Consider the following 12731-nt stretch of genomic DNA (forward strand, 5'->3'; position numbering starts at 1 on the left):
TGGGTTTGAGAATTTAAGGATTGAGGCGATCGCCCGTTTCCACATCAAACCAGTGAATTCTATCCAAGGGCAAAGCGAGACTTACTACCTCACCATCCCACTTATGATCTGCGGGTAGTAAAGCCCGCAGCTTAATTTGGTGGGCTTGCTGATGCTGCACCTGGACACTTAGCAAATTCTGCATTCCCAGATTCTCTACTAGAAAAATCTTGCCCTGCACCGTTACGGCTTGAGGAACTTCGTCCCCAACTAAGGCCACATGCTCTGGTCGGATGCCCAATGATATGTGCTTGGGGGCAGTAATACCTGCGGGTAAAGGGATTTTGGTATCTCCCAACAAAGCATAATGGCCCTGACAAGGCAGCGTCAGCAAATTCATTTGGGGACTACCGACAAACCCTGCGACAAACTGATTCGCTGGATGAGTGTAGATGCGTTGGGGAGAGGCAAGCTGCTGCACACTACCGTTGGAAAGTACGGCAACCTTGGTCGAAAGCGTCATGGCTTCCGTTTGGTCGTGGGTAACGTAAACAACTGGCGTGTTTTGGGCTTCAAACAGTTGCTTCAGCTCAGCTCGCACATGCTCGCGCAGCAAAGCATCTAAATTACTCAGCGGTTCATCTAGCAAAAACACATCCGGTCGGCGCACCAAAGCTCGTCCTACTGCCACCCGTTGTCGCTGCCCCCCAGAGAGTTGCCCTGGCTTGCGGCTCATCAACTCATCCAAACCCAACACATGAGACACCTCACTAATCCGTTGGCGAATTTCCTCACTAGAGAGCTTGCCCCGGAGTTTTAGGCCAGAAGCAATATTGTCGTAGACGCTGAGGTGCGGGTAGAGGGCGTAGCTCTGAAACACCATTGCAATATTGCGATCGCCCGGACTCATGCGACTGACATCTCGACCTGCGATCGTGATGCGACCCCGCGTTGGTGCTTCTAGCCCCGCAATCAACCGCAAAATCGTAGATTTGCCGCAACCCGACGGCCCCAAGAGTGTCAAGAATTCACCATCCTCCACACTCAAGCTGACATCCTTAACCGGAACAACTTTAGAAGTATAGGTTTTGTTTAAATTTTGTAGTTCAAGTTTAGCCATAACGATTTTAGATTTATCCTTTCACCGCTCCCGCAGTGAGTCCTTGGACAATTTTGCGTTGGAACAACAGCACTAGAATGACGAGGGGTAAGGTGCCGAGAACGGTGGCAGCGGCGATCGGACCGTAGGGAATTTCAAAGATGGAGGCACCACCGAGCTGGGCAGCGGCGACAGGAATCGTTTTCATGTCCTCACGGGTGATGAAGGTGAGAGCAAAGATAAATTCATTCCAAGCGGAGATGAAGGTGAGGATGCCTGTGGTAACGAGGGCAGGCAAGGTCATGGGCAGCACGATCTGGGTCAGCATCTGCCAGGTGTTGAAACCGTCTACTTTGGCAGCATCTTCTAGGTCACGGGGGAGCTGCTGGAAAAAGCTCCGCATCACCAGAATCGTCAAAGGCAGGTTAATCGCGGTGTAGGGAATGATCAAAGCTAAGTAGTTGTTGCCTAGATTTAAAGCCCGAACTACTTCTAGCAGACCTAAGAACAGCAGAATGTAGGGAAACAGAGTCACGATTAGGACTGCGGCGAGAACTACCCGTTCACCAGGAATGCGGAGACGTGCTAAGGCATAGGCGGCGGGTGCTCCCAGACCTAACGCTAAGAGAGTAGAGAGGATCGAGACCAAAAAACTATTGCCGACATATTGCAGAAACGGGCGGCGGGTAAACAGTTCTGTATAGTGATTGAGGGTGAAACGGGTGGGGAAATAAACCGTAGGTACGGCTGAAATATCAGCATTGACTTTGACAGAAGTGAGTAGCTGCCACAGGATGGGAGCCAAGCAAAACAGCGTAATCAGAACTGCAGCGATCGCGACTCCCAAGCGTCGCCGAGAAAAACCTGATTCTGGAGGTAGCTTTGCGACTTCTACTTCCTCGGATGGAGTACCAGTAGGACGATCAGTAGTTGTCATCTTGATTCCACTCCTGCCGCTCTAGCTCTGAGTTTACTGAGCAAGAAGCTGGCGATCGCGACTGCCAACACCAGCAGCAAAAAGGTGACGACGACCAAAGCCGCACCATAACCAAAGTCTAAATAGCGCATGACGGTGGAGTAGACATAGAGAGAAACAGTTTCGGTTGCCCCTCCCGGTCCCCCTCCAGTCATGACGGCAATCAGGTCAAAGATCCCGAAGGCTTGAGCAAACCGGAACAGTGCAGCAATTAGAATCTGCGGCATCAGCAGCGGCAGAGTAATTTGCCGAAAGCTTTGCCAAGCGCTAGCTCCATCGAGAGCATGAGCTTCGTACAAATCATTGGAAATAGATTGCAATCCAGCCAACAACAGAATGCTAATGAAAGGAGTGGTTTTCCAAACATCGGCAATAATCACGGCAATCATAGCCAGCGTCGGTTCGCCTAACCAGTTGATTCCCGTCTGGATCAGCCCTAAGCGCAGAAGGATGTCGTTGACCACGCCGTACTGATCGTTGAAAATCCAGGTCCAAGCAAGGGCAATTAAGGCAGTTGGTAGCGCCCAAGGCAGAATCGCGATCGTGCGGATGGCTCCTCTACCGCGAAAAGACTGGTTCAACACCAGCGCAATGCCCATACCAATCAGCAGTTCTAGGATTACAGAAGCAACTGTAAAGATAGTTGTGTTTTGCAAACTTTCCCAAAAGCGGCCATCAAACGCCATGCGGGTGTAGTTTTCAACACCCGAAAACACAGGCTGGAGTTCGGTGCCGAGATTTTTGGTGAAAAAGCTTTCCCAAAACGCCCGACCAATCGGATAAGCAAATACTAATAGCAACAACAGGAGTGCAGGAATAGCTAGAATCCAGCCTGTCGTCTGTTCTCTTCGACGAATTGTATCTGTCGTCATTGGGCCTTAGTGCTCCTACAGCTCAAGCAGTTCCTAGCAATCGACGAGTTTCATTAGCAGCGGCTTGCATGGCTCGTTCTGGGGTCATTTGTCCGGTTAAAGCTGAACTCAAGTAGCGCTGCAAAATATCTGAAGCTTGAGCATATTGAGCGATCGGGGGCCGCAATGCCGCATTGTCAATCACATTTAGCATGGCGGGGAAGAAGTTGTATTTGCGGACAATTTCGGGGTCGTTGTAGAGCGATCGCCGCGATGGTAAATAGCCCGTGCTGAGCGTCACATTACGCTGGGTTTGGATACTGGTGAGATATTGCACTGCTTCCCAAGCTTCTTTGGGGTGTCTTGTAGTTTTGGCAATCCCCCAGCCCCAGCCACCTTGACAAGCCGCACTCTCAGCGCCAACAGCATGGACCATTGGCTTAATGGCAATTTTGCCGCGAATGGACGAATCTTCGGCATTCGCTAGCGGCCAAGCGTAAGGCCAGTTTCGCAGAAAGGCGACGGTACCGCTTTGAAACAATCGTCTCGTTTCTTCTTCCTGGTAAGTCACAACCCCCCGAGGGGAAACGCCCGTGTTAATAGTGTCTAGTAAAAATTTCACAGCCTGAACTGATTCGGGCCGATCTAAGCCAACGGCTTTGGTTTGGGGATCAATCCAGAAACCACCGGAACCCGCAAGCACTTCTACAAACATGGCGGCAGCCCCTTCATATTGGCGACCTTGCCAAACATACCCCCAAGTGACAGCTCCGCTTTTTTGTAGCGCTTGGGAGATTTTCATCAACTCTGTAAAAGTTTCCGGCGGCTTGAAACCTGCTGCGTCTAGTAAATCTTTGCGATAGTAAAGCATGCCCGCATCCGATCGCACAGGCATTCGGTACAGCCCACCTTGATAGCGCCCTCCCGCCACGTCTCCTTCCAAGAAGTCTGCGAGGTCAGTACCCGCAACTTTATCGGACAAATCTGTTAACCAACCAGCAGCGGCAAACTTGGGCACCCAGACAATGTCCATGTACACCAAGTCGTAGGGAGAGCTGCCTAAAAGAAAGGAAGATGTGTATAGATCTTCAACCGCATTGGTAGCGTTCGGGCCTTCCACAAAGTTGAGCCGAATCCCTGGATGGCTTGCCTCAAATTCTTTAATGATCGGTTCCCAGGTGGGTCGCTCTGGGGCTCCAATCAGAAAGCTGAGAGTAACGGTTGGCTGGGAGAACGCAGGCACGACGACCAACAAGGTTAGAACTAAGCCAGCGACCCACAACGCGATGAAGCGCGATCGCCGAAATTTCTGAAAAACAGGTTTCAATTTGCTAAAGAATTTCTGGAATGTCATGAATCATTGAACACTTAAATAAACTTGAGCTTAAAAATATAGGTCACCATAATCGCGTAGCCTACATCCTAGTGATATCTCGATTTCACAATTGAATAGATAAAGCTTTGAGTATATGAAAATAAATTAAAAGTAAGTTCAACTAAGTTAATATGCCAGCAAATTGGTTGATTCTTGCCAGTGGCGGTCTGTTCTCCGGGATTCTAGCTGGGCTCTTAGGGATTGGCGGCGGCACTGTTTTGGTGCCATTGCTAGTGGCTTTAGGATATAGCCCTGTGCAAGCAGTGGCGACGAGTAGCTTAGCGATTCTGATTACGTCTATTTCTGGAACTGTCCAGAACTGGCGGATGGGGTATTTTAATGCCAAGCAAGTGCTTTACTTGGGGTTTCCCGCCTTGGCAACCGCCCAAATTGGGGTTTACTTGGCGAGCCGCATTGCCCCGTACATCTTGCTGGCAGCCTTTGGACTGTTGCTGTTACTAAATATTTACTTGGTCGATCTGCGCAAACGCCTCGTTGCCAAGGAGCCTCATGCTACCCAGACTCGGATCAACCCACTCATGGCGCGTTTGGGAACTGGGGGAGCCGCTGGCATCTTGGCTGGCTTGTTTGGTGTCGGGGGTGGCGTGATTATGGTGCCTTTGCAAATCTTGCTGCTGGGAGAGCCGATCAAAACGGCGATTCAAACCAGTTTGGGGGTCATTGTGCTTACCGCTATCTCAGCTTCCGTCGGGCATACGCTAGCAGGCAACGTACTAGCAACGGAAGGTTTGCTTTTAGGGCTGGGGGGGCTAGTAGGAGCCCAGATCAGCACTCGGTTTCTCCCTAAACTCCCAGATGCGATTGTCAGCCTGATCTTTCGGGGATTTTTGGGGATTCTATCGCTTTATATTTTTTGGCAAGCTTGGCAAAGTTACAGTAGCTTGTCCTAAATTGACAGAACCCTGGCTCTAGCCAAGGAGTGCTAATCTCCTGAGAGTCAAGGTTGATTTTTAAGTTTTCGGGGACAAGGTAGGGTGATCATGGGGCAACTGAACCGCCGCAAGTTTATTTGCTATAGCACGCTGGCACTAGGCAGTGGTATTGTGGCCGCTTGTGCCAACAACCAGCCAACTACTTCTAGCGGTGCAGGTTCAGCGGCGGGGAACGGCCAGCTTGATAAAGTCAACTACGGAACAAATTGGTTTGCTCAAGCTGAGCATGGGGGATTTTATCAAGCCGTGGCGGCTGGCATCTACCGAGCACACGGCTTGGATGTGACGATTCAAATGGGAGGGCCGCAGGTCAACGGGACTCAACTGTTGATGGGAGGAGCTGTTGACTTTTTTATGGGATATGGCTCAGATGCCATTAAAGCGATCGCAGAGGGCATCCCTAAAGTAACGGTGGCTGCCATTTTCCAAAAAGATCCTCAAGTGCTGCTGGTTCATCCTGGAACAGGCCGTGACTCTTTAGAAAAACTCAAAGGCGCTCCTATTCTAATTTCTGCGGCAGCTAATACAACCTTTTGGCCATTTCTCAAGTCCAAGTATGGCTTCACAGATGACCAAAAGCGTCCTTACAACTTTAATGTGGGGCCATTTCTAGTTGATAAAACCTTGGTGCAACAAGGATATTTAAGCTCTGAACCCTTTGAAATCAAGCAAGAAGGCGGGTTTGAACCAGTCGCATTTTTGTTGGCTGACTACGGCTACAGACCTTACTCCACTACGATCGAAACCCGCAAAGACCTGGTAGAAAAGCAGCCTGATTTGGTCCAGCGATTTGTGGATGCTTCGATCAAGGGATGGTATAGCTATTTTCAAGATCCGGCGCTGGGTAATGAGTTGATTAAAAAAGCTAACCCTGAAATGACTGATGCTCAGCTGGCTTATAGTTTGGAGAAAATGAAGCAGTATGGCATTGTGGTGTCTGGTGATGCTGAGAAGTTGGGAATCGGAGCGATGACAGACGATCGCTGGAAAGTATTTTTTGACAGCATGGTAGCGGCGTCTGTATATCAGCCCAATACTAACTACAAAGAGGCTTATACGCTTCAGTTTGTGAATAAGGGAGTCCAAGCTTATCAAGCTTAAAGAGCCTGAGCTGTTCCTACAAGCAGTGATATTTGCCAAGATATCTTTAAGGCTGTGGTCATACGATAAGGAGATTGCGGGGAATGGATACGCCCTCAGCGCAGGAGTGCCCTGAATCCTGCCACCAGCCAGACTTGTCTGAGTCTCGTTTTGCTAAGAATTCTTGTGCGATCGCGCTCCACCAAGTCAGTAAGGTCTACTCCAATGGCACGATCGCCTTGCGGGAGATGAACTTAAAGATTGCGGAGTCTGAGTTCATTAGTTTGGTAGGGCCGTCGGGGTGTGGCAAAAGCACAACGCTGCGGATTATGGCAGGCTTGGGGGAGGCAAGTTCTGGGGAGATTGCGTGGGGCGCAGTTCAAGCGGAGGCTAAGGCGGCGAGGAAGTTTTGGCAGCGTCCATCTAGTTCAAAATTGGCCCCGAAGTTAGCCTTTGTGTTTCAGGAAGCGGCGTTGATGCCTTGGGCCACGGTGCTGGAGAATGTCCGGTTGCCGTTGCAGTTAGCGGGGATGTCGAAGTTGGCGGCTAGGGCAGCGGTGGCGGAGGCGATCGCGCTGGTAGGGCTGGAGGGCTTTGAGCAAGCCTATCCCCGTGAGTTATCGGGCGGCATGAAGATGCGGGTTTCGATCGCGCGGGCGTTGGTGACGAAGCCTGATATTTTGTTGATGGATGAGCCGTTTGGGGAGCTAGATGAGATGACGCGGAGCAAGCTCAATAGTGATTTGCTGAGTTTGTGGAGTCAGAAGCGCTGGACGGTGGTGTTTGTAACGCACAACATTTATGAGGCGGTGTATTTGTCAAATCGGGTAGTAGTGATGGCGGCGCGTCCGGGGCGGGTGGTGGTTGAGGTGGAGGTTGCAGTTCCTTATCCCCGTACGGAGGAGTTTCGCTTGTCGTCGCTGTTTAATGAGTACTGTCGAGAGGTGTCTAGTGCTTTATCTTTGGGAGCGGGGTTCTGAGTTATGTTTTTGGAAATCCGAGCCTTGGGGGCACTCGCCCCCAAACCCCCACTGAGGGACGCAACCGTCCCTCAGACCCCCTCCAAAAAGTGTTTTCAATGATTTCTCCTTTTGGGCTACTTGGTATACAAATCTGGCTCCCCTTCCCTACAAGGGAAGGGGCTGGGGGTTAGGTTTAAAGTGAAATGCAGAGATTAAAAGTGCTACTGGGCGTTGATATTCTGCCACCGTTGGCGATCGCGGTAGTCGCTCTATTCGGGTGGGATATCTTTGTGCGCGTGACGGGGATACCACCTTATCTTTTGCCTGGGCCGCTTTTGGTGTTGCGGACACTGGTTTGGGATTGGCCTGAGTTATTTCCGGCGTTGTTGGTGACGCTGCAAATTACGCTGGTGTCTTTTCTGGCGGCGGTGGTTTCTGGGGTGGCGATCGCGGTTTTGTTTGCCCAAAGTAAGTGGATTGAGCGGAGTCTGTTTCCTTATGCGGTGCTGTTGCAAACCACGCCTGTGGTGGCGATCGCGCCGTTAATCATTGTGTGGTTGCGGAATAACACATTTGCGGCGTTGGTGGTCTGCGCTTGGATGGTGGCGCTATTTCCCATCATTGCCAATACGACGTTGGGGTTAAATAGTGCCGACCATAATTTGTTGAATCTGTTTCAGCTTTACCGAGCTTCCCGCTGGCAAACTTTGTGGTATCTGCGTTTGCCGAGTGCGCTGCCTTATTTTTTGGGCGGTCTGCGGATTAGTGGGGGGTTGGCGTTGATTGGAGCGGTGGTGGCTGAGTTTGTGGCGGGGACAGGTGGGGCAAGGGCAGGAATTGCTTATCAGATCTTGATGGCGAGCTATAACTTACAGATTCCGCGCATGTTTGCGGCGTTGCTGATGACGACTGGTTTAGGCGTGGGGATCTTTGTGGTGCTGACGCTGTTGTCTGATTTCTTGCTGCGCCACTGGCATGAAAGTGCAATAAAACGTGAGAATTAAATCTTTAGCCCTTGCATGTTGCCAACTTCTGATCATTACTGGCTCCTGAATGCCCACGTTCCAGTTTGTTTGATAGCAGGCGATCGCCCTGAGATTGCAGCTCAGCAGAATGCCGATGGTTTGGTGTTAGTTGATCTGGAGATTCGCACTGGGTTGGTGGAGTTGATTCAGGTGGCGCGATCGCGGCCTAATCCCACTCAGGAAACATCTCCCTTACCCTCCTTAGACCTGCAAGGTGGGCAGGTTTGGCCTTGCTTTGTGGATATCCATACGCATCTGGATAAAGGACATATTTGGGAACGAGCAACAAATCCGGATGGCACGTTTGCCAGTGCCCTGATCACTGTAGAAAAGGATGCCGCTCAACATTGGAACTTGGAAGATGTGTATCGGCGGATGGAGTTTGGTCTCAAGTGCAGCTATGCCCACGGCACGCGAGCTATTCGGACTCACATTGATGCGATCGGGGAGTTTTCCCAGCAAAGTTTTGAAGCGTTTCGGTTGCTCCAGCAGGAGTGGCGCGATCGCCTAATACTGCAAGCGGTTTGCCTCGCTCCTCTAGAAATGTTTCTCACCCCCGAAGGAGAAGCTCTGGCAGACAAAATAGCAGAGTTGGGAGGAGTGTTGGGAGGATTTGCGCCTGTTCATCCAGAACTGGATGCTCAATTGGATCGCGTATTCGTTCTAGCTCAGGAGCGAGGACTGAATCTAGATTTCCATACGGATGAAACCGACGACCCAGACAGCAAAACACTGAGGCAAGTGGCAGCAGCAGCCCTGCGTCACGAGTTCACGGGGCAGATTGTCTGCGGGCACTGTTGCAGTTTAGCGGTGCAAAGTCCAACAGAAGTGGCGGAGACATTAAATTTGGTGCAACAAGCGAAGATTGGCATTGTCAGCTTGCCGCTGTGCAATTTGTATCTGCAAGACCGCGTGCCTCAGCGGACTCCGCGTTGGCGAGGGGTGACTTTGCTGCATGAATTACGGCAACAAGGTATTCCGGTGGTGATCGCTAGTGACAATTGCCGTGACCCATTTCATGGCTTTGGCGATCATGATTGTCTGGAAGTCTTTACACTCTCAACCAAGATTGCCCACCTAGATCGCCCCTATGGTGACTGGCCCCGTGCGATCGCCACAACTCCCGCTGATTTGATGCAATTGCCTGACATTGGGCGCATTGGCGTGGGCTTACCCGCTGATTTAATTTTGTTCAAGGGTCGCACCTTTAGCGAGCTACTGTCGCGATCGCAGCACGACCGGATTGTCTTGCGATCGGGCCGAGCTATTGACACCACCCCACCCGATTATGCTGAATTAGATCATCTGCGCGGCTTTACGGAGATTGGCTAGATGACCACGACCCCTGTCAAACCTATGGATCTCGATGCTCTGATTGCGGAACTGGCAGGATTGGAACTCATCACTGACCCAACGCAGGTCGCGAAGCTGTCACAGGACTACTACAACTTCAGCCCAGTGCTACAGCCGCAATTAGCGGGCAAAAAGGGCGATTTAGTCGTGCGGGCGGCGGGTGAGGCAGAAGTGTTGCGCGTGGCCGCAGCTTGTGTCAAGTTCCGAGTTCCCTTAACGGTACGGGGAGCGGGAACTGGCAACTACGGGCAGTGTGTTCCTCTCAATGGTGGGGTGATTCTAGATTTGAGTTCGATGCAAGCGATTCGTTGGATTAAACCGGGATTGGCTTGTGTAGAACCAGGGGTGAAGCTAGCCAACCTTGACAAGAAAACGCGAGAAATTGGTTGGGAGATTCGCATGGCTCCCTCGACTTACCGCACCGCTACCATTGGTGGATTTATTGCAGGAGGCAGCGGCGGCATTGGCTCGATTACCTACGGGCAACTGCGCGATCGCGGCAATCTCCTGGCAGTGCGGGTCGTGACAATGGAAGATGAACCCCGTGTGATCGAGCTACGGGGCGATGAGGTGCAGAAGGTAAACCATGCCTATGGCGTGAATGGCATTATCACCGAATTGGAGATTCCTCTGGGGCCTGCTTATCCTTGGGCCGAGTGGGTTGTCAGTTTTCCTGACTTCATGACGGCGGCTCGCTTTGGGCAAACCTTGGCAGACTCCGATGGCATCATCAAGAAACTAATTAGTATCCACGCTTGGCCAGTTCCTACCTACTTTGCAGCGCTCCGTTCCTGCATCCCAGAAGGCTCTCACTGTGCGTTGCTAATGGTGGCGGAGTCCTGCTTGGAATCTTTAGCAGATTTAGTTAAAGAATATGGCGGTACTGTTTGCCAGCAAAAAACAGCCCAGGAAGCCAGTCACGGCATGCCCTTGGGAGAGTTTTCCTGGAATCACACCACACTTCATGCCCGCAGTGTTGATCCCTCCCTTACCTATTTACAAACTCTCTTTCCTGACGACAAAAATCTTAAGTTGGTAGAGCACATCTATCATTATTTCGCTGATGAGTTAATCATGCACCTGGAATTCTTTCGCGTTGGGGGCGTGGCCCGTCCTGCCGCTCTCCAGTTGGTGCGTTACACCACAGAAGCTCGCCTCAACGAGATTATTGCCTACCACGAAGCACAGGGAGCCTTCATCTTTAATCCCCATACTTACATCCTGGAAGATGGTGGCATGAAGACGATCAATGTGGAGCAATTGAAGTTTAAGGAGATGGTAGACCCCTACGGCTTGCTGAATCCAGGTAAGATGCGAGCTTGGCTAGAACGCTAAAGGCGATCGTGCCTAACTATATCAGCACTTTAATCACCACTTGCTCAAGTCTGGTGTATCAAAATCCTAAATTCGCCCGCTGGCGAGCTACTCTAAACGCTATTCTACGATCGCCACTGAACTATCCAGGCAAGTCAATGGGTAGAAACGGGGCAGGCATGTTGTATCCCACACTTCTCTCTCTCCAGAATAGTGTCCTAAGGCAGTTACGCAGGTCTATATACCTTGATTCTACAAGGCCTGTAAGAGCAACTACATTCAGACAAAAGCAGCTTTTCTGCACATCCCAATCCAGAAATGAGTTCAACTAATGAGCACACTCAAATTCAGATCACTAATCAAGGCATTAGTATTTTTCTGATAACGGTTCGGCTGAGCGGCTGCAAATAACATATAGTAACAAACCAAGGATGTTTGACAGTTCGCTCCAGCCGAATTGTTAGACTATCTGGGGTGGGAAATATCTTCCAAAACTCAATTGTAGCTGTAACTACTCTAGTTCTTCTGACCTCGCTTGCCATAACGCAGCATCATGATACTAGATAGTATGACTGCACCAAGTGTACCTGGCTCTGGAACTGTTTCAGTTTCCGGAGTTGGGGTGGGTGTAGGTTCTGGAGTAGCTGTTGTCTGATTATCGCTGGTAAGACGGAAGTTATCGAAGGTAAATGCTCCACCACCTGTGCTCGTGCCACTTGCAATTTGCAATCGAATGCCTAAAGACGACAAACTCTGGGTAAGAGCGTTGTTGTAGATTGAGGAAATGTCAAAACTCAGGGTATTGCCAACTACAAGAGCCGCTGCATTAAATGTGCCAACAGTCCCAACTGATGAAGCTTGAAAGTCTGAAACATTCTCAGCGTTATTGCCAGCATAGGCAACAACGTTGATATTGCCTGTGAATGGGAAATCATTTTCACCACTGAATAAGCCTCCAAGACTGAAAAGATCGAAGGTTACAAAGGCAGGTCCGGAAGCCAATCCAGCAAGGTTATACTCCGATAATCCGCGGACTTGCTCACTGAAGAAATTTCCTACCTCGGCTTTTCCCTGAGGGTTACCAAAGTCACCACCAGTGCTGGAATGGAAGTGGTTACCAATGCCGTTTCCACCACCATCAGCTACTGAAAATGTGAAGCCATTGGTAATAGTTGCAGCTTGAGCAGTAGAAGTAATCACGTCTGCTGCAAATGATCCAATAGAGAGAAACGCTGCTCCGGCTACAGCCAAAGATGTTTTTTGAACAAGTGAAACCATTGTTGAACTCCATAGTCAAAATATTTTGTGCATGGTAAAAGCATCCTAAAACTCAATCTCGCTCAGCGTGATGCAAACAAACACTATAAAGGTGGCAAGTCTATAGAAAATGCCTAAATCACTGCTGGGGGCAACAGTTACACCCAGACAATTCACAGTGGAGTCAGTGTTTTTGTTACCTCAAGACACCCTAAATTCTTGCGAGATAGATACATAGCTTCGATCTCGATGCACTCCAAAGTGTATCCTTGTATTGCTAAGTGCTATACCAGTAACGGTTTCAACATCCTTATGGAAATAATCTAAGTATTTTTTCTACTGTTCACCGAAACTTCATCTTTGAGGAAAGCAACTATAAAGCTATCCTTTATAGGAGATATGCAAGATTGAAAGATGAGAATTTGCCGCATAACAGTTCGGCTGAACGACTGCAAATAACATCTAGCAACAAACCAAGAATGTTTGACAGTTCGCTCCAGCCGAATT

At 50.1% G+C, this 12731-nt stretch carries 11 protein-coding genes; 6 read left to right on the plus strand and 5 right to left on the minus strand.

The window, feature by feature from the left end:
- Positions 1 to 13: 13 nt before the first annotated feature.
- From NDA01_RS11470 to NDA01_RS11485, 4 genes are read right to left on the minus strand one after another with little or no spacing between them, the layout of a single operon-like run.
- Positions 14 to 1099: an ABC transporter ATP-binding protein gene (locus tag NDA01_RS11470; RefSeq protein WP_348228037.1), complete on the minus strand. Its 1086-nt coding sequence runs from the start codon at positions 1097 to 1099 to the stop codon at positions 14 to 16.
- Between the two features lie 13 nt (positions 1100 to 1112).
- Positions 1113 to 2015, minus strand: coding sequence for a carbohydrate ABC transporter permease (locus tag NDA01_RS11475; RefSeq protein WP_348228038.1), 903 nt, complete (start codon positions 2013 to 2015; stop codon positions 1113 to 1115).
- Complete coding sequence (locus NDA01_RS11480; RefSeq protein WP_348228039.1) at positions 2012 to 2926, minus strand: carbohydrate ABC transporter permease; 915 nt, start codon at positions 2924 to 2926, stop codon at positions 2012 to 2014. Before NDA01_RS11480 ends, NDA01_RS11475 begins: the two co-directional genes overlap by 4 nt.
- A gap of 22 nt (positions 2927 to 2948) precedes the next feature.
- The gene (locus tag NDA01_RS11485) at positions 2949 to 4259 is read right to left on the minus strand and encodes an ABC transporter substrate-binding protein (protein ID WP_348228040.1); all 1311 of its coding nucleotides are present in this window, start codon (positions 4257 to 4259) and stop codon (positions 2949 to 2951) included.
- A gap of 152 nt (positions 4260 to 4411) precedes the next feature.
- Here NDA01_RS11485 and NDA01_RS11490 point away from each other — a divergent pair, with 152 nt between their 5' ends.
- From NDA01_RS11490 to NDA01_RS11515, 6 genes are all read left to right on the plus strand, one after another.
- A complete protein-coding gene (locus NDA01_RS11490; RefSeq protein ID WP_190439263.1) occupies positions 4412 to 5191 on the plus strand; it encodes a sulfite exporter TauE/SafE family protein in 780 nt (259 codons plus the stop codon).
- Between the two features lie 90 nt (positions 5192 to 5281).
- A complete protein-coding gene (locus NDA01_RS11495; protein ID WP_348228041.1) occupies positions 5282 to 6334 on the plus strand; it encodes an ABC transporter substrate-binding protein in 1053 nt (350 codons plus the stop codon).
- 83 nt (positions 6335 to 6417) lie between these two features.
- A complete protein-coding gene (locus NDA01_RS11500) occupies positions 6418 to 7293 on the plus strand; it encodes an ABC transporter ATP-binding protein (protein ID WP_348228042.1) in 876 nt (291 codons plus the stop codon).
- A 185-nt stretch (positions 7294 to 7478) separates the two neighbouring features.
- Positions 7479 to 8279 carry an ABC transporter permease gene (locus NDA01_RS11505; protein ID WP_348228043.1) on the plus strand — a complete coding sequence of 267 codons (801 nt, stop codon included), beginning with the start codon at positions 7479 to 7481 and terminating at the stop codon, positions 8277 to 8279.
- A 15-nt stretch (positions 8280 to 8294) separates the two neighbouring features.
- Complete coding sequence (locus NDA01_RS11510) at positions 8295 to 9632, plus strand: cytosine deaminase (RefSeq protein WP_348228044.1); 1338 nt, start codon at positions 8295 to 8297, stop codon at positions 9630 to 9632.
- The gene (locus NDA01_RS11515; protein WP_348228045.1) at positions 9633 to 10988 is read left to right on the plus strand and encodes an FAD-binding oxidoreductase; all 1356 of its coding nucleotides are present in this window, start codon (positions 9633 to 9635) and stop codon (positions 10986 to 10988) included.
- A 495-nt stretch (positions 10989 to 11483) separates the two neighbouring features.
- Here the strand turns inward: NDA01_RS11515 and NDA01_RS11520 are convergent, their stop codons facing one another.
- Positions 11484 to 12245 (minus strand): hypothetical protein, encoded by a 762-nt coding sequence (locus tag NDA01_RS11520; protein ID WP_348228046.1) that lies wholly within the window; start codon positions 12243 to 12245, stop codon positions 11484 to 11486.
- Positions 12246 to 12731 lie beyond the last annotated feature (486 nt).

Source organism: Trichocoleus desertorum AS-A10 (assembly GCF_039962155.1).
In the GTDB taxonomy this organism is placed as follows: Bacteria; Cyanobacteriota; Cyanobacteriia; order FACHB-46; family FACHB-46; genus Trichocoleus.